Raw genomic sequence first — 20,152 nt, forward strand, 5'->3', positions numbered from 1 at the left:
CTAGGAAAAGGTTGCGTACAAGCCTCAAATGCCATGATATCCTATTTAAAACAAGGTGTCAATTCGTGCAGCCTAATTGCAACATTCGAAATTGAGGTAAGTTTACATGCAAATCATTTTCGATTCACATGTAAATAACCCCAGTCTATACGCTACTATATGTTAAAAAACTGTAGAAATTATTGCTATTTACAATGTACCAAATTCAGATAAGCTACGTTCAGCAGATTGTATCAGTCGCTTAGTAATTTCACCACCAACTGAACCGTTCTGTCTTGAAGTCAAATCACGCCATGCTACATTTTGGCCCCCCGCAAACGCCCCCAATTCTGCAGCAAATTCACTGTCAGCATTGGGATGTATATGAGTATATTGAGGATTATAAACTGGTAGCCCAAACTCAGCAGCGATCTCATACTTCAAATCATCTAACCTGGCACGGCTTTCGGGAATTAATCGTCTTTGACCTCTTGACGCCATCGTATACACCCTCCACTAAACATATTGTCTTTCATGGGGTTAGTGTGCAGCGATTAGGTTCAATTTAGCCAAGAACAATTTGCTATCCCAAGCAGTATTTAAGAAAAAGAGCCACCGAAAGCAGCTTATATACAAAAACAGTTTACTGAACAGTATAACCGCCTCGTACCATAACGACCAGACCAAACTTCTGACCTTCTTTTACTTGAATACCTCTTCCTTCTCTAGGAAAGGATAATAAATGATTTTTTTCGACAGCCTGATTATGGACAATTTCCGTTCCAGAAGTAATATCAATAGCACCACTGGCATCCATACTATACACAACAGCATAACCATTACGTAAAATAAACTCTGACCCTGCTTTGGCAATCAGTTTTTGACCTGGCTTTACATCAACTACCTTTAAAGCCTCTGTCTGCTCTTGTGTGGAAGTTTTTCCTGAACCAGAAGTTCCTGACGCTGTTGTGTTAGAAGTAGCGTTTGTTGCTGGAGCAGTCGAGCTAGTTGCTTTACTACTAGTACTGCTTGCAGTTCCCCCACCTTTGATGGCCTGAGCAATTTTTTGATCAACATAGCTTTTGGTTACGACTGGATCGTCAGCTGTGCCAGGTTGTCCAGAACTCGAGGCACCATTAACTGAATTGTTCATTAAGGAACCAGCAACAATTCCTCCACCAAGTAAAACAGCAGCCAACGATACTTTATAGCGTGATTTCATGAAGTCCTCCTACAGCAGGTTATTGCAAGTATAGTTAAGTTTTAATTATTGTGCGCTAGCTCCAGAAGAACCCTGCATAGCCCAAGGCTTATCAAAAGCCAACTTCAAAGTATCAATATTTGTAACTATATCTTCGGCCTGTTGCTCAGCAGTAGTGACTTTCAAATTAGCTTCATAAACCTGAAGCTCTGTAGCCAACCCAACATCAAATTGCTTCTTAGCCATATCAGCCGCACTTCTAGCACTCACCAAGCCAGCTTGAATCTGTGAATATTGGCTTTCCAATGCTTTGATGTTGTTATAGATTGTTCTTACTGCTTCTTCGAGTTGTCTCTTTGTACCCTCTGTTGCATACTGAGCTTTCTCAACATTAAGCTGTTCGGCTTCGTAAGGTGTGTTACCTGGCGTACTAAAATTGTAGAGCTTCAAGCTCAATTCAGCCAAATCCACTTTTTGCTCACTCAGCCAAATAGCCGTGCTGCTGGTAAGTACTTGGCTTACTTTAGTTTCCACATTATCTTTAAACTCAGAATATACAGGTTTATCCTTTAATTCATAACGTTGCTCTGGTTTGTAACCAATCACTTGGTTCAAAGATACATATGCACTATCTAGATCTTTTTTTGCCTTCTCTAAAGCAGCTTGATTTTGAGTCAACTGATTAGTTGCCTGCGTAACCTCATAATCACTCGACATTTGGTTATCTCTTTTAATTTGTGCAACTTTCAGCTTGCGCTCAGCATCATCAATATTCAATGCAGCCAGTTTAACGGCATTCTGCTTTTGAAGAAGCTTATTGTAAAGATCCTTCACATTGTACTCAATGCCTTCTTTGGTCATATCCAAGTTCTTTTTAGCAGCCTCATAATTAAGGTTCGTTTGAGCATAACCTTTGAAAGCCTTATCTTGACCTTCATCACCTGCTTCTGCTGGAACAAAGTCAATATTCTTGCCTGCTTCTTTCATGATTTTTCCAGCTTGATCGATATTCGTTGTAGCTGTTTTAACTGAAGTGCTATCAGCTACGGCCAGTTTAACTGCATCATTATAGGTCAACGAATCATTATAATAGGTATCATAAGTAACTTGAGTCACAGGAGCTGTGAGAGGCTTACTGGACAAACTATTGGTTTGGTCGTCAGTAGTACTGCCATTAGCTTGATTGGAAATGGTCACTGTTCGTGTAGCCTGATCCCAATTTACTTTGGCGCCTAATGATTGGCTCACAAAACGTAATGGAACGAGTACTTGACCCTTTTGAATTTGAGTTGCTGCATCGAGCTGTACAGGATTACTATTTTTATAAGCAAGTTTAGAACCAACATTTAAAGTTAACGTATCGTCATTTTTAGATGCTGTCACTTTTTTAGCTTTGCTGTCCCAATCGACTTTCGCACCCAAGCTTTCAAAAACACCACGCAGAGGCACCAAGGTTGTATTTTGACTAACAACTGGGGACTGGGTATATTGCTGAGTTACACCGTTAATAATAACCTTTATATCACCTGGTTGAGCTCCTGCAAGACTGGCGAACGCAGAAGAAAGAACCAATGTGGACAGTACTGCCACTCCAAAACGTTTCATAATTTCTCTCCTTTGTCAATAAGACTAATAAAAGAAAAGGGCTCCAAAAGGAACCCTCTTCTAATCTAATTCAGTTAACTCAAAAGAGTTGCTCTTAAATTAGTTGTTGTTTTCAACAGTTACTGTTTTAGCAGTTGCATCATAGTTGATGGATGCATCCAGCGCTCTGCTCACCCAGAAGATAGGCAGTACAGTACGGTTTTTGTTAGTTACAGCTTTAACGTCCATACGAACCACAGAACCGTTAATAGTCAACAGGTTTGTGTTCAGTTTGATTTGAGCAACCCGGTCACCTTTAATCAGGGTAACTGTGGAAGTTGCTTTGTCAAACAGGATGTTTTGTGGGGATACACCCAAAGCTTCAGCTGCATAACGTACTGGCAAGTAAGTGCGTCCGTTTTCAGCATAAGCAGCTACATCAGAAGTTTTACTTTCGCCGTTCACAGTGTAGGAAGTGCTTCCCAGTGTGAAGACAGCTTTAGTTTTAGTAGCACCTGGAGCTGGAGTTCCAACAGTTGCGATTGCTACTTCAGCAGCTGCAGTGTTGTTGTCTTTCCAGTTTTGAGTGTTGTCAGTTGCGCCTTTGTATGCAGTGTAAGAAACTGCGCTACCTTTCAGCTTAGCAACGATGTCGCCTTGAGCTACAGTACGGTCAACAGTCAGCTTAGGAGCCGAGATTGTGATTGTACTTGGAGTAGCAGATTCGCTGTCGATGTAGAAGCTCAGACGGCCTTTGTTGCTTTCGCCGTAAGTATCAGTAGATACGCTCTTCACTTTAACGTCACCAGCTGTAACTTTTACTTCTGGAGTAGAAGCAAAACGTACGCCTGTTGGCAATTCCAAGATTACTTCACGGCTACCGTCTTTCTTAACGAAAGCTTCTTTAGCAGCTTCAGTGATTGTGATATCGCCAACTTGTTGATCGCCCAGACCGATTGTCAGGGTTGGTTTGGAAGCAGCAGCCAGAGTAACTGCTTGTTTCACAGTAGCAACCTTAACAGTACCGCTCAGACCTTGGCTACCAGCAACTTCAACGTTCAGATCGCCAGTGAAACCTGGTTGCGTTGCAACTTCAACGTTTTTCAGTTTCAAAGTTCCAGCGTCAGTTGTGCTGTTAGGATTGTTGAAAGTCAGTTTCAAAGTACGTTTGTCAGAGTCAGTGTAAGATACTTCTGCTCCACCCAATCCATTACTGTTCTCCATAGAACCGGAGAAACTGCTTCCAGGGTTGTTGCTTTCAAAAGTAGACTGCCAACGAGCACCTTCAGGCAGACGCAATGTTACAGTACGTCCTTTTACAAAAGATTTAGCAACAGTTTCTTTAATTGTAACATCACCAATTTTTTGCTCATCATGACCAGCAAGAATTGTTGTTGGAGTAGCTACGGAAACGCCACCACCGATTTGACCATAGCTACCAACTACGAGGGAGCTAACGTCAGTTGTTGCATTACCAGAGATGCTAACTGTAACGTCGCCTTCTTTAGCGCTAGTTTCATCATCAACGTAGAATCCTACAGGCAATTGGAAAGATGTTTGCTCGGAACTAACTTTATCCAAAGACAAAGTCAAAGTATCGCCATCAGTAGAATATTTTACATTTTCCGGTTTGATAGCAGTTCCAATCAGGATAGTAGCTTTATCTTTAGGAGCGGAATCCCATTTGAATCCGCTAGGCAATTTCAACTTAATGTTGTTATTACCCAAAGAACCAGCTGTTTCTTCTTTAACTTTCAAAGTTGCAGTAAAGTTATCTTCACTGGAAACAGTATCAGCTGCGGACAAGGACACTTGACCGGAAGATACTACATTTGCAATTGTTACTTCACCACTTGTCACACCACTTGCAGAAGCAGCATCAATAGAAACTTTTACAGGTCCATTGCTAGGTCCAGTAACATTGATACTTGCAAAGTTCATAAAGACTTCTGCACTATCTAAAGAGTTATCAAAATTAAAAGTTACTTTAGCAGAGTTAGAAGTCAATTGTTCAACCTTCAATGGTTGGTCAGGGAAACCGGCAGCATCTTTATTGTCACCAGCGTCAACATAAATACCCAAACCATAAGTAGCTTCACTAGCGGAAGTTGTAGCACCAACTGCGCCTTTCAGAGCTGCGCCATTGGCATCCGTAGAAGAGAAGGAAAAACCTTTAGGCAATGTAATAGTGAAAGTAGCGCCTTTAGCAACAGAAGCTTGGCTAACACTCATTTTAGCCTTACCCAAAGTAGCATTATCTTGTTGGTTGGAGCTGATACTAGGAGTATTAACAGCAACATAGCTAGAAGCCGCATGAATTGCAGTTGGTGCAGTCAATGCTGCGATTGGAGCTGCTACACCAGCAACCAATGTTGCTGTTGCCAGCACGTTGATCATTTTTTTATTAAACTTTGTCATAACCTTTTTTTCTCCTCCTTGAATATAACCAGAAATATTATTTTTGTCTTTTTGTCGGATCTTGTCACTCATCAGTCGTTACACCTCCTTTCCGAGCTTTATGAGAACCCTTATAAAATGATATCTGTGACAATATCACAGAAGCTTGGAATCTAGTTGAAAGAAAGCGTCCATTTATGACGTACTCCAGTATTATACAATGTGATAACAATGCAGTAAAGATTTTTTTTAGCGAATTTTGTCTTTACGCTTTTGTACCCCTTTGTTTCATACTCACCCAATTAGACGTAGCATGGGTTCAAAAAGTTGCGTCCGTTTCAAAAAAATTTTTTTTATTTTTTTTGATTATGTATTCCGCTTTCCACAGTCATAATTATACTATTGAACCTGTTCCTCCGTCATCCTACAACTTTTACCTTATCAACCTTAAATGTACATGGATTATTTTCGTACATCTAAGTCAGTCTTTAATGGAGTATATTCGTTAAGAATTATCCATAGAATATATAAAGTACATAAAGTCTATAGATTCTCTTGAAATCTAATACTCTAATACACTTTAAGTAGTAGGAATGACGGAGAAACAGTGATTTACGGTATATATAACCGAGACAAATTACTTCACTACATTAATTTTCGCGCCATCCGTAAGCAGACTAACGCCCTTAACGACAACATTTTGTCCTTCAGCAAGCCCCTTGGTTACCTCAACCTGCTTGGCACTTTCCTGGCCTGTCTGCACCTCTACCCGCTTAGCAACAGTTCCCTCCACTACATAAGCATACTTCTTCCCTGCCTGCTCTGTAATGGCATCCTGCGATACCAAAATATTTTTAGGTGCTTCTGATTTCATGTATACAGTTACAACCATCCCTGATTTTAATTCACCAGAACCATTAGGGACTGAAATCTCCACAGGATATGCCTTAAGATCATTATCCATTACCGGATTGACAGCCGATACTTTGGCCTCAATTCGCTTATTTAACGAGTCCACGCCTACAGTTACAGATGAACCCACCTGCAACTTTAGAAGCTCAGCTTCAGAAACGTTAACTTTAGCAATAATAGGATTGGTATTCGCTATTGTAGCAACCGCAGATTGTGCACTAACCATTTGCCCCTGGGTTCCTGTTACTACTGATATTGTGCCAGAGATTGGAGCTTTAACTACAGCATCCACCAATTGACTACGAGCTGTGTCTAAACTGGACTTAGCCTGATTGACAGAAGCACGAGCTACGTCAATGCCCGTTTTCTGTTGTGCAAGACGTAATGATTTTTGAGCATTATTATATGTTGTTTGCGCACTTTCCTTAGACGTTTGTGCATTATGAAGTGTGATCTGTGCATTCTCCACCGCAGTTAAAGCCCTTCTATGCGCTATTTGAGACTGCTCTAACTCGGATTGAGAAAGAGCACCCGCACTAAACAGCTGTTGGTTGCGATTAAGCGTATTTTGAGCATCACGCACGGAACTCTGAGCATCTACCAGACTGGTCTGAGCTTGAGTGATCGTGTTGTCTTGCTGGACAAGCGCACTTTTGGCTTGATCCACGCTGGATTCTGCCTGCTGCACCGATTGCGCTGCACCTGACTCTGCCTGCTTTAAATTGGCCAGGGCAACCTGATACGACTCTTGGGATTGCTTAATGGAGTCCCGCAAGTCCTTTTGGTCTATAGTAAACAATGTGTCGCCTTTATTTACTTTTTGGCCCACTGTAAGGTTAATACTTTGAATTTTACCACTAATTTTCGGAGACACCTGAGCTGTCTCTTTGGGAGCAAAGCTTCCAATAATACCTGTTGAATCGTTAATACTACCTTTGGTCACTTTGGCTACTTGAACTGGAATGGCTTGCTGCGCCGTAGTTGGTGCGGCAGGGGCCTCTCCCCCACCGCAACCCGCTAATGCAACTGATAAAAGCAAAGTTGTAGCAATCAGAGCACTTTTTTTATTCATTATGTTTCTCCACCTCACCTTATATATGAACACTTTTTTGTAGTTTCGCTTCTTTTTTTAATTCTCTCTTCGCTTGTCTTTTTAATTTCCGATTCTTACGTTTTTGTATCATATTATCCATGATGACGTAGACTACCGGAATAAGAATCAATGTAATAACAGCTGCGAAGGATAACCCGAATACAACAACAACTGCCATCGGTGCTTGTGTTTCGTTACCCTCTCCTGTAGCGAATGCCATTGGGAGCAAAGCTAGTACAGTAGCCAGCGTGGTCATCAAAATCGGACGCAACCGCTCAGACGCTCCATGAATAATAGCTTCATCCCGATCTTGGCCGTCTTTTCGGAGCTGAATTATAAAGTCAATCATAACTATGGCATTGTTGACGACCAAACCGACGAGCATGATGTAACCCGTCAAAGCTGAAACGCTGAGACTCGCCCCGGTTACAGCTAAACCGATAAGCACACCAATTACCGTAGGTGGAACGGAAAACATAATAACAAACGGTGTGAGCAACGATTCGAACTGTCCTGCCATAACCATATAAATGAGCACGACAGATAGTAAAATAGCTATCGCCAAGTTCGTAAAGGACTCCAGCATTTGTTCATTTTGTCCACCACCCGTATCTGCACTGTAGCCTTCAGGGAAGTGAGTACTCTTCAAAAGAGCATCTATTTTTTGATTAATAGCAAGAATATCCCCTGTTCCATCAATATCAGCTGTAATCTGCACTTGACGCGTTTGGTCTTCACGAGTAACAGTATCAGGTACAGTCCGTTTATCAATACTTACTACGGAAGACAAAGGTACATCAATACCTTGCGAAGTGGTGATCCGTAAGGCTTTTAGATTTGACAAATCATGGCGGTTTTGCTCTGGCAACGATATCTTCACATCAATCTGATCTTCACCTGTACGATAGCTTGTGGCGACTGATCCATTAAAAGACGTATTCACTGCAGATAAGATTTGGGTCGCTGATAAGCCATATCGACTTGCAAGTTCCCGATTAACGGTAATCTCATATTCTTCGCGAACGGCACTCAAGGTACTTTTCACATTGACCGTACCCGGTATGTTTTTTACGTCCGCAACGAGATTGTCCGAGAGTTCTCTCAGGACGTCAATATCGTCACCTTTTAAGTTAATATTAACAGCCGCTCCGCTTGAAAGACCTGTTGTAGACGCCATTGTAATCTCTGCATCCGGAATGCTATCAAATTTTTTACGAAGGCCCTCAACTACACCATCTGTTGGCTGATGTCCATCCTTCAGCGTTACGCTTAGATCCGCCGAATTAGTTGGAGCTGCCCCTGAATAACCAGAATTGCCACCAGAACCAACAGTCACTGTCATTTTATCTAGATCCGGAACTTTCAAAATTTCTTTTTCTATATCTTGAACAACCTTTTCCGTTTCTTCCAAGACCGTTCCATTAGGAAGTTTCACGTTAATTGTGAATTCCCCAGTATCGGATGCTGGGATAAATTCAGCCTTAACAAAAGGAACTAGAGCCCCAGCTGCCACAAACATTAATAAAGTAATAATTAACACAGATTTTCTATGGTTAATTCCCCACTTCAGTATACGGCGATACCCACTCTTAAATTTCTCAAAGCCAATATTAAACCACACAATAGGGTTAACACCCTTATAAGTACCTGAAGAATAAATGGATTCATCTGGCACGGTAGGTAGCCAACGTGAGCCCAGCATCGGCACAATCATAAGGGATACAAGCAAGGCTGCAATGTGAGAGAAAATAACGGTTAACGCCAACGGTTTAAATAGAACTCCCGCAATTCCGTCAACAAAAACAACTGGTAAAAATACTACGATCTGCGCAAGTGCAGATGCCATAACGGCATTACCCACCTGCTTGGAGCCATCAATAGCCCCTTGTAGCATGCTTTTCCCTTCATGTCGCTGTCTAAAAATATTCTCAATAATAACAACAGCAAAATCGACAAAGGATCCTAACCCCAGAAGCAAACCGCTCAGTGAAATAATATTAATGGTTTGTCCGGTGAAATACATCATCATAAACGTAGCTACGAAGGAAATTGGAATAACGATAGTAGCAATAATGGTAGAACGTATACTATTCAAAAATAACAGCAACACAATAGCTGCGATAATAAGTCCCAATATAGCATGCTCTACTAATGAGTGTACGGAGTCGCTAATGGGTTTGGATGCATCTGTTACCATCTCCAATTGAGTTCCCGGAGGCAATTCCTTCCGTATCGAATCTAAACTATCCTTTACAGAATCGGCGATTGAAAGGGTATTCCCCCCTGTAGCTTTAGTAACAGAAATATTGATACTTGGCTTTCCGTTATAGGTAGAAATGGTTGTAACATCATCCAAGGAATCTTCAACTTTCGCGATGTCCTTTAGCTTAATGCTTCCCTTCCCTACTGGAATTGGCGTTTCACCCATTTCTGAAACAGCTTTGTATTCACCTTGAACCCGAAGTTGGATTTCTGTATTGCCTCGGTACACCGAACCAGCAGAACCCGCTACGTTATTAGACGATAGCGCTTGGCTGATTTGATCTAACGTAATGCCATAGCTTTGAAGTTTGGCTTGATCTACGGTAATCTTCACAAGCCGAGCTTGCCCACCTGACATGTTGGCTGCAGCTACTCCCGCAATTCTTTCAAGCCGCGGCTCAATAATATCTTCAGCAATAGGCTTCAACTTGTTAATATCCTGGTCTCCTGTAAGAGAGAGCGTAATAACCGGCGTTGCGTTGAGATCCACCTTAAGGACACGCGGCGAATTAGCCGCCTTGGGAAGAGACCCTTTAACCCCATCAACTTTATCTCGCATGTCGAGGGTTGCTTGATTGATATCTACTCCCCAGTTAAATTGAATCATGACCATAGATGTTCCTTCTGAAGACTCGGACATGACTTTATCCACGTTCTCAATAGAAGCCAGACTTTTCTCAATAGGTTTAGTAACCAATTCCTCAACTTCTGTAGGCGTTGCATTTGGAATACTAGTCACCACTGCAGCGAATGGCAGCTTCATATCCGGCATTTGCTCTACAGGAAGTCTTAACGCAAAAATACCGCCCCCGATTAACAAAGCAATAATTAACATAAATACTGTTACAGGACGGCGTATTGAAAACTGAGACATCTCATCACTCCCCACTCACTTCTCTATGTAATATTTAAGCACACACATCCACTACTACGATGAAATAAGCGTAAGGTTTCAGATAAATGCGCAAAAAAAACATATAAAAAAATAATAAACACATTTTGAGATAAAAGCTTAAAAAAAAGCAATTAATTACAGACGTTTAAGCTAAATCCAAAATAAAAAACGTTGTAAGGCTAATCCAAAGTTCTTACCTCATTGATATTATGGCATAGGCCCTTAATTCCAGTCAAATAGCTGATTTATAAAAAACATCCCTCTCATGTATATGAAAGGGAATTTCCATTTCGCATGGAGGGATGTTTAATAAATTCAGGTGTTTTGTTGATTAGATTTTAGGAAGCAGTTTTTTATCAGCCATAACTTTAGCTACAATAATCGCTGCATCTCCGCGCAAGGTCAAGGAAGTTGGATTAAACATATATCCTTTTTTCAGATCACTTGCATCCACAGGTGACCCTGTGATAAAGCCCTTCTTGGCGATAGCCAATATAGATGCCTGCGCATAGTAATCAATTTTGTCCGCATCTTTAAAGGTTTTAGACAAATTCTTCATGATCTTGTCATGATCTGTTTCAAGCTTCAAATTCAATGCCTTGGCAATAATGACTGCTGCATCTTGACGCGTGATTACATCTTCCGGCATAAAGATTCTTGGTTGTGAACCTTTGACAATACCGGCACGCGCAGCTGTTTCAATATAACGATAATCGTATAGAGCATCTGCTGATATCGTATTTGGAATAGACACGTCGTCGAAATGCTTCGCTCCACTGAAATTAAGCGGAATTTGCAGACCTTTGACAATCATAGACGTGAATTCGCCTCTTTTAATGTAGCTGTCAGGTCCAAAGCTATTAATTGGATCCATTGGGTTCATGACACCTTTGGCCAAGATAGCCTCAATGTAATCTCTAGCGTATTTGTGCTTAATGACATCACTATACGTTTCTCCAACCTTAGCAACTACATAGTAGCCAAAACGATCAAACGGTACCTTAATGGTATGTTTTTTCGGATCCACCACACCACCAATGTTCTGCCAATCCTTAAGATCAGAATCGAAATAGAACACTGTCATTTGTTTCCCTGCATCCTGAGCAATACTGCTATCATACGTCAGCGTCAATGTAGCACGCTTGGATGGTACTAACTCGTTAGATGGGTCGCGCCAGTAGAAGTTTTTGATCTTGCTACTGTCATTTTGCGACTTGTTAGCCAATTGATAAGGATCAGCACCATAAGTTACCGGATCGTAACCATCCGTTTTAATGTCATCTGCTGTACCTGGATCAATCCAGAATACCGGACTCGACATATTAAAGCGGGCCGGAAAATCTCTGTTGAAGTATCTACTTCCATCTGCAATCAAGCTCTGCATATCGGACAATGCTTTTTCAGTTTCAAATTCATGACGGTCAACCACACCATCTTCGCTATTTGCTATTGCAAAGTACAAATTGTGACCAGAGAATACCTGGTTTTTGAACTGTTGCGGTTGATCGTAATCCCGGCGAATCAGACTCGTTCCCTTTGCAAAAGCAAGTGTAAGATTACCATCGAACACTTTGTGCGATGTTTTCATCGCTTCCATGTACTGCTCGCCAGGGATATTAGTAGGCACATATTTAACAGTAATGGTCTGTTTCAGTTTTTCTTTGCCTACAGTAACCACTACATCAATTTTATTATCTTTGTTGGCTTTTAGACCTGTAACGATGGCTTTGTAAGTTGATGGATAATCAATGGTGCCATCATAATCAGAGTCGAAACCCTCTTGAACTGCTGTTTCTTTACCTACCGTAACACTATCTGCATTACCTGCATTTACAACAACTTGCACAAAGTTTTGATTCACGATTCTCTTTTCAGGGAGCGGACGCAAAATATCAAAAGATGTGGATTGACCGGATACTTGCAGTCGGAAAGTAGCAAATGGTCCGCTCTTACCGCTATTGTACAAGGTAATGTTATAAGCTATTGGTGTTCCATCTTGCGAAATAGTTTGGTTTTTCAACACAAAGCTGAAATACTTTTTGTCTGGATGGTAGTACACAAGCAGGTCTTTTAAATCTTTATTTGTAAATTTATCTGTAGTAGAACCGGAATTGTATGTTGTCTTAGCATCTTCTGCTGAGAAAAACTCGTTACTCAGTGTCCAGTTGACTTCACTGTCATCCGATCCCTTAATCTCCAAAATATATTGATCTTTATTAGCAATATCACTTAACGAACCATTTACCTGATCTGCTTTACCCAAATCAGCAATACTGAAAGTACCAAATACATTGATATTTTTCAGAGATGTATTGTAGTTGGTGTCATCCACTTTAGTGAAATTAGCATCTTTTGATTTCGGAGCAATTTCGCTATATTTCGGCGTATTACTCAAGCCGCTAACTGGTGTAAAAGGGATGATTCCTTGTGTGTTGGGAACAGGAATTACTGGAATATTCGTCTGTGTAAAGTTTACTTTTACCGTATTGCTATACTCAATACCTGGCTTGTATACAAACTTGATTTCATTATTCCCGTTCGCCAAGGCATTGGCTGCGGCTGTGTCCGAGGAAGCAGCAAGCTTGAAGTCCGCACCTGAACCATCCAAATCAACCAATACATTATTAATATACAGGAAGACATTTCGGTTACTTCCAGTGTAATGAATATCTGCTGCATTGCTCACATCAAGCAATTTACCTTTAAAGTAGCCCAGTTGAGTCAATTTATAGGTATTCAAGTTTGAGCTGGATGTATTCAACGGAATTTGTTGCCCATCATAAATCGTATCGTATTTCATGAACGGACCCTGCAACAGATTCACCGTTGCTTTAATTAACTTGGTCGAGTCACCATTCAGATAAAAATTCAGTACATTTTGTCCTTCTTTAGGCAAAGTGTCTACATAAGCAACAATTTTCTTCACTTGCGTTGACTTACCATTGATTGTACGAATTACATCTTGAGCTGGCCCTACAGTATGAACCGATACTCCAGAAAGCTCACTAATTGAAGAAGGTGCGCCATTAACAACGATAAACTCCATACCTACAGGTACAGATGCAGCATCTGTAGTCTTGTTCTTCATAGAGCTACCTGTTAATTTCATAGCTTCATCTAGGGCAGCTGCCTGATCAGACCCGCTTCCTTTAGTTCTGTTCAACAATTGAGTATTAAAATCAGGAAGATAGTTAACATCATCAATATACGGCTGAGTGCTGCTGCGCAATGTAAATTGGACAGCCGATGGAGCTGGAGGTGTACTGCTATCCGTATAAGTTATGCCCAGGGATGCTCTGGTCAAATGATCAAGTACAGCTTCCGAAGGTACAGTCACCTGAAATGGATATACTTTATAACCATTTGAAGTAACTACATTTGCAGTATCAATTGTGGCATCAACCCCAGTCGCACTACCCACAGCACTACCATTGTTACTCACATCGGTAAAACGTGCATTGATTGTGGCCACTCCTGGATCGGTTGCACCGCCTGGCACCAAAACATTACCTTTTAAAACCACACCACTTGTAGACGATACGGTAAAGTCAGGCGAAGTGGCCAAATCAGCAGAAACATTCCCATCCTTATTCAGGGTCAAATCAGAAAATTCCGGTTTACCCGTATAAATCGTAATTTCACGTGTAACTGTAAGAGCCTGAGTTCCGTTATTCACTTTAATGGTCACTATATTTTTACCCGGACTCAGTACAACACTACCCGTTAGTTTATAGCCAGTGTAAGAGTTAACTGTATACGTATTACTGCTTTTTGCAGACGTGAGCGTTACACTGTCAGCATTAGGAGCCGTACCTTGAATGACTACTTTCACATCATCCGTACCGCTATTGCGTGCGTCTGTCAGCACCGCTGTCTGATTCTCAAGCAATTGCTCGGTTTCACCATTCAACGTAGCAGATAGATCATAAAGCTTAGGCCCATCCTGATACTCAATGTAAATGGAGTCCTTCATATCAGCCGAATTTTGGCTACTTTGAAATGTAATCCGGTTCAAACCAGGAAACAGTTTAATGTCTGTAACTTTAAGCGTAGAGCCACTGACTGTAATTCCGCCTTTTTGACTCTCGTTCTTATTAACCACGTTAAGGTTTGTTCCATTTTTAGAGAGTTGGAATACACTATAAGATATAGTACTTCCGTTCACTCCGTTAATCGTACCATTAACTGTAACTCGGTCAGTGTTTACCATTCTAGCCGAATCCACATCATATTTTTCACTTGGAAAAATAAAATAAGTTCCCGTCGCAGCATGAGCCGTACCTACCAGGGCCGCCGGCACCAAGCCAATGATGAGACCAACCGTCAGCAACATGGATAGCAATCGTTTCAAATCATTGTCCTCCTTTGATTCTGTCGCACCTTGGGGTACGTAATCATTCAATACTTTTTTTATCGGTAGTAAACATACAAAAAATTAGTAAATTCTCAAAAAAGGAGGGAGTTTTTTTACAGTAAACATCAAAAAAGCCTTCAAACCCGCGGTATACCGCCAAGCTTGAAGGCTTACTTTTAAATTAAAATTATAATTTCGAACGCGTTTGGGAATCTGGCTTAGCCAGCAAGCGAATCAGTGTGTTTATAACTGGGCGTTTGGTTTTGCCAACAAGACCAATAACCTCTGCACCAATCTGTAGGAAGAACATCATAATACAAATCACGACAAAGGTGACCCAGTTCGCTTCATTAAGCGCAGCAGACGATTGAATCACGGCCAATACACCGAAAAATGCCGCAATACCGTAGATAATCAACACCGTCTGTCTGTGACTGAAACCTAGTTCGCGTAAGCAGTGATGCAAATGACCTTTATCCGGAGAGAAAATCGGTTTTTTCTGCAACTTGCGACGAATGATAGCAAAGAATGTATCTGACAAAGGTACACCGATAATAATCAATGGCGTAATAAAAGATACGATAGCAATTTGCTTGAAACCAAGCATGGATAGCATGGCCAGACAGAAACCTAAAAATAATGACCCTGTATCACCCATAAATATTTTCGCAGGATGAAAGTTGAAAAATAAGAATCCGATAATACTGCCCAGCAGTACAAGACAAAGCATAGCTACCATGTAATTGCCCATCAATACCGACATTACAAAGATAGTCCCAATCGCAATTCCTGAGACACCTGCAGCCAGTCCATCCAGACCGTCAATCAAATTGATGGCATTCGTTACACCTACGATCCAGAAAATCGTAAGCGGAATGGAAATCCAGCTTTCCAAAGATGAGTATGCATCCTGAAAAGGTACATTTACAAAATCTACACGAATATCAAAAGCAAACACGACCATACACGCAACGGCAATTTGAGCCAAAAATTTCAATTTTGCATTGAGATCAAAACGATCATCGAGAGCACCAATCAGTGTAATCAGCGTGCCGCCAATCAGAAAGGCTGCGATAAAGTTAATATCCCGAGAGGACAGCATTCCGTCAGGCACAAAAGGTAACACCGCCAATAAGGACAACAGAAATGCCAAGAAAATCCCCAGTCCGCCAAGACGCGGCATAATTCGGGTATGTACTTTTCGGGCATTCGGTACATCGACGGCTCCAACCTTCACAGCGAATTTCTTGACGAGCGGTGTCAGTAACAGCGCAAGTCCCAGTGCCATGATGAACCCAATAATATAGATCAATAACATTTGATCATTCGACCCCCAATTTTAAAGCAATCCCTTTTCAGATGTAACCGCATTGAATTATACTCTGATCAAAAATAAATACCAAGCTTCATATTCTGGCAAATTAGCGGGTTTTGAAGGCAGATTCAAGCTATTTATCACACTTTTGTGACGTTTTCTTTTTCGCGCATCACTTTCGCGGCGAATTTCGGCAGCGCAAGCATTCTTTTGTATCGGCTTGGCTCTTTGAGGAGTCTATATAACCATTCAGCCCGTAGCTTTTGGAACAATTTAGGTGCGCGTTTGGTTCTGCCTGATATAACATCGAAGCTACCGCCAACCCCCATCATCACCGGTACACCCAGTTGTTCCTTATATTTACCAATCCAGGGTTCCTGTGTGTCCGCTCCACGTGCTACAAACAACAAATCGGGATTTGCTTCACGAATGGCTGCAATCACCGCTTCATCCTCTTTAGGTCCAAAAAAGCCATCACGCTTGCCACAAACCGTAACCCGGGGATAAAGCTCATGTACCCGCTTCGCGGTCGCTTGAATCACCTCAGATGTTGATCCCAGTAAATAAACCTTCCAATGATATTTTTCTCCAGCTGCAAGTAATTCATGTAACAAGTCAAAGCCCGCTACCCGCTCAGGTACAGGATGTCCTACATAGTTTGCAGCCCAGACCACGCCAGTCCCATCTGGAACAATCAACTCTGCCTTTTTCATCACATTCATGTACACTGGATCTTCCAATGCAGCCATTACCATAATCGGATTGGCAGTGATCACTTGATGGGGCTGGCGAGACTCCACTGCTTGAATTAATACATTTAATGTATCTTTCATATTAAGCCTTGATACCGGAACACCGAAAATCGGGACGGTAGGCACATTCGTAACCTTATGAACTGTCACTGTATCCATCATCCTTTGCGACACAAGTAATTAACGATATGCTGTGCCGGTAAGCGAGCCTCACTTTTTAACAAAGCAATGGCCGCTCCCTGGCTCTCGATCCATTGACTTCGCTGATCCAGCAACCGCATAGACTCATTAGCCAGCTTTTGTCCATCCAGTGCCTCTGTAGTGCCTACAGGCTGGCTACCGACACGGCTGAGGAAATGATCAATTTTGGGATCGTAGGATATCCCCAACGGAGGCACTTGGTGGGATGCTGCATAGATCAAGCTGTGTAATCGCATCCCGATCATCAAACTGCAACGACTGACTTCCAAAAGCATCTGTTGAGGATCGGTGACTTGATCGCACATGCTGACAAGGCTTCCCGTCCCCCTAATATCCCCCAACAAATCCATTACCATCCTTGAAGCCTGCTCGTCATCAGGCAGATGGAAAGGTAAAAAGCGTAAGTGTACATGGCGCTCAGCAGCTAATTTTTTCAAGCCGTCCGCAATAGCCGTTAAATCGCGACGCTCCTTATCCCAGTAACGTACAGATACACCAACGATCGGAAGTTTATCCTTATCCGTTTCAGTTGCTGCTTTATGCAGCTCGGAACCCGAGGGCAATGGAAGCCCCATTACCGGATCAGGAACAACTTCGACAACCGGGTTCTTTAGTTTCATAGTACCCAGTAGTGCGGCAGACTGCTCATCTCTTACAGAAACATATTCACAGTGCTGAAACACAGAACGGATCATAGGATAAAATATCTTCCGTTGTACCGGACCAATGCCCTGAGCATATACAAACGTCGGTTTTCCAGCCCATTGGGCCAGTTTCAGAATCGCCAGATAATACGGAATACTTTTAGGGCTTGTTGCATCCTGGAGCAAACTCCCGCCGCCACTTATTAGCCCATCGCTGTTTTTAATCGCTCTACGAACTTCCCCCAGACTCATCCGTGGTACAGCTTCTACTCCGTACATTTTCTGTGTCCAAGCGGGGTCAGAAGACAGAACAACAGGCTTGATTGTAATCCCCGCCTGACGACTCTCCTCCTCTAAAGCTGTCAAAATCGACTTAAGCACGGCCTCATCTCCACTATTGTTAAAGCCGTAATAACCCGAGATGATTATCGTTTGAGCTGTGGTGACCATTTCTTCCAACACCCTTCCAGCACTTGCCACACGACAATTGCGATGATTCCCAGCACCAGGCCCAAGCCCAATCCTAACAGCCCGCGACTAAGCGACAATGCCGCTGGAGAGTGAATGTGAGCAAAGGTATCCACCATAGAGGCTTGACCAATAGCAGCTATAATCAACAAATAGATTGCTTTGCGATATTTCAAAGCCAGGAATGCCCCTGCAATAAACAGTGGGTGAGCCATCAAAAATTCCTTATTGCGCGGACGTACACCAAACGCATTTTCAAGGAAGTTCCGGAATACCAACTCCGTGTTCGACACTGTACCCGCATTTCCGGTACGAGTCAAATAGTAATAACCTGCGGCTGCGATAACAGCCAGTGCGATAACCCACAATACAGTAATCGGCGTACGTAGCAGCTTGGAAATTTCCTCCCGTATAGAAACGCCACGATAAAAGAAAATATATATCGCTGCCAAGAAGATGGGCAGAATGTGAAGCAAGCTTACACCTCTAAATTGATTCAGCACAAGGCTGTAGGCAATACTGTTCAACAGCGCAATAACGAAAGGCACCGCAGCCAGCGACAAAATCGCCGTCTGCACGTACAGTATTAACGTTTGAATCAAACGCTGACCTACAGAAAGTTCAGCACCCTGTTCACGTTTAATTCTAATCGTACGCACAGCGATGATCATTGCAACCGTAGGTCCGCTAATCGCTGCGAGTAGGGCCAGGCCTTGCTCCATCAAGCTAGAGTTCAAAACATAAAGTCCTGCTGAACCTACCAAGCCAAGTGCAAATGCCAGCAAAGTCAATGCCGGGACGAAATAGGACACCATAATGGAGAAGAATGCCAGTGCACCTAGTACGACAATCATTTTCAGATAGCGCTGAATGGACGAATCGACGACTTGGAACGGTTCAGCCTGTCCGAGTTCAAACCCCTTTTTCTCCATCCGTTGTACAGCGTTACCCGGCTTGTCCAAGCTGTGGATTAGGTTATCTACCGAATCCTTCACCTTGGCTTCAGCAATACTACGGCTAGGCGCGGTGTTCAGATACAACATGCGAATATTACGGTCCTTGGTAGCCAATGCAAAACGATCGGCCAACGTTTCAACATCGAGCGTTGAATCTTTATCGCTCAATGAGTATAAACGCACAACGTTATAGTGGATATCGTAAGCGAGCTTATTGAAGCCTGCTTGCGGTTTTTTTAAGTTTTCGATAGCAGCTAGGCCAATATCGTATTTGTTCAGCAATTTAGCAAATGCCGCTAAGCTATGCTCTTTCTCGTTATCGGTGAAGCCTTTGACTGAATCACCTTCAAACAAAATGCGTTTTACACCATTTTGCTGAAAGGAAGCAAGCATCTCTTCCGTCAACTCCTGGTTGTAAGGAAGACTGTCGCTCATCCGTGGAACAATAAAAAATCCTTTGCTCCGAAGCTGCTTCATCGCAATCGGGTCAGGCTGCATGGGCTTGAGATACGCATCCTCTGGAGATGTTTCCACAACTAACCCTTCCTGTCCCTGATAAGTCCAAGGTTTTACATTGATGTCCAGGCTTGTAAACGTACGTAAAATTAACGGCTTTAATGCCTCGGCATTTTCTTTATCAGCGAAAACAATATACGTAAAATTCTCATTTGCAGGTGAAAGCCGTTTTTCCATATCGGCAACGTTCTGAGTCGTATAGGTTACGACGCGACCCGCTTTACGGAAATCATCCAACGTACTTTCATACATCGCCATGCTGTTCACACCCGCTTGCTGTAAGCGGTCAAGTTGCTCATTCAGATAGTCCTGCGGGTGAGCCTGATACGAGGCTGCCTCTGTCAAATCCCGATAATCGAATACAATCTCTACTTGTTTACTCGAGGATTCTGTCTTCACACGATCGGCGATGACTGGAATGGAAGCCAGCAAGCCGACAGCCACCAAAATCCATAACCATTTTCGAGAAGCCGTATTCCAATACTGCCATTTCTGATACACCAAAGAACCTCCTTAATATTCGGGATTTTGCAAAATTCAATGCTGCCCACCTCGCCATACTCAGCCTTTTGGTAGGTCACTCATTGAATTTTGCAAAATCCTCCGTTGCCGGAATAAGCCTA

At 42.3% G+C, this 20,152-nt stretch carries 11 protein-coding genes; all 11 read right to left on the reverse strand.

Annotated features, from left to right (window positions below; genetic code table 11):
* Window positions 1-189: 189 nt before the first annotated feature.
* The 11 genes from ACWGXJ_RS22740 to ACWGXJ_RS22790 all read right to left on the reverse strand — a co-directional run bounded on the left by ACWGXJ_RS22740 (window position 190) and on the right by ACWGXJ_RS22790 (window position 20,030).
* Window positions 190-480, reverse strand: a complete 291-nt coding sequence (locus ACWGXJ_RS22740; protein ID WP_254328262.1) for an alpha/beta-type small acid-soluble spore protein — start codon at window positions 478-480, stop codon at window positions 190-192.
* 142 nt (window positions 481-622) lie between these two features.
* Window positions 623-1,201: a hypothetical protein gene (locus ACWGXJ_RS22745; protein WP_452567639.1), complete on the reverse strand. Its 579-nt coding sequence runs from the start codon at window positions 1,199-1,201 to the stop codon at window positions 623-625.
* 45 nt (window positions 1,202-1,246) lie between these two features.
* Complete coding sequence (locus ACWGXJ_RS22750; protein WP_452567640.1) at window positions 1,247-2,785, reverse strand: stalk domain-containing protein; 1,539 nt, start codon at window positions 2,783-2,785, stop codon at window positions 1,247-1,249.
* A gap of 99 nt (window positions 2,786-2,884) precedes the next feature.
* Complete coding sequence (locus ACWGXJ_RS22755) at window positions 2,885-5,254, reverse strand: copper amine oxidase N-terminal domain-containing protein (RefSeq protein ID WP_452567641.1); 2,370 nt, start codon at window positions 5,252-5,254, stop codon at window positions 2,885-2,887.
* A 544-nt stretch (window positions 5,255-5,798) separates the two neighbouring features.
* Window positions 5,799-7,145 (reverse strand): efflux RND transporter periplasmic adaptor subunit, encoded by a 1,347-nt coding sequence (locus ACWGXJ_RS22760; protein ID WP_452567642.1) that lies wholly within the window; start codon window positions 7,143-7,145, stop codon window positions 5,799-5,801.
* Window positions 7,146-7,164: 19 nt separating this feature from the next.
* Complete coding sequence (locus tag ACWGXJ_RS22765; protein WP_250266817.1) at window positions 7,165-10,302, reverse strand: efflux RND transporter permease subunit; 3,138 nt, start codon at window positions 10,300-10,302, stop codon at window positions 7,165-7,167.
* Between the two features lie 352 nt (window positions 10,303-10,654).
* The gene (locus tag ACWGXJ_RS22770) at window positions 10,655-14,674 is read right to left on the reverse strand and encodes an S-layer homology domain-containing protein (RefSeq protein ID WP_250266818.1); all 4,020 of its coding nucleotides are present in this window, start codon (window positions 14,672-14,674) and stop codon (window positions 10,655-10,657) included.
* A 190-nt stretch (window positions 14,675-14,864) separates the two neighbouring features.
* Complete coding sequence (locus ACWGXJ_RS22775) at window positions 14,865-15,995, reverse strand: glycosyltransferase family 4 protein (RefSeq protein WP_013312307.1); 1,131 nt, start codon at window positions 15,993-15,995, stop codon at window positions 14,865-14,867.
* Between the two features lie 137 nt (window positions 15,996-16,132).
* A complete protein-coding gene (locus ACWGXJ_RS22780) occupies window positions 16,133-16,894 on the reverse strand; it encodes a WecB/TagA/CpsF family glycosyltransferase (protein ID WP_250266819.1) in 762 nt (253 codons plus the stop codon).
* 8 nt (window positions 16,895-16,902) lie between these two features.
* Window positions 16,903-18,039, reverse strand: a complete 1,137-nt coding sequence (csaB, locus tag ACWGXJ_RS22785; protein ID WP_250266820.1) for a polysaccharide pyruvyl transferase CsaB — start codon at window positions 18,037-18,039, stop codon at window positions 16,903-16,905.
* The gene (locus ACWGXJ_RS22790; RefSeq protein WP_452567643.1) at window positions 18,015-20,030 is read right to left on the reverse strand and encodes a DUF5693 family protein; all 2,016 of its coding nucleotides are present in this window, start codon (window positions 20,028-20,030) and stop codon (window positions 18,015-18,017) included. Before ACWGXJ_RS22790 ends, csaB begins: the two co-directional genes overlap by 25 nt.
* Window positions 20,031-20,152 lie beyond the last annotated feature (122 nt).

This window comes from Paenibacillus sp. S33 (genome assembly GCF_053615415.1).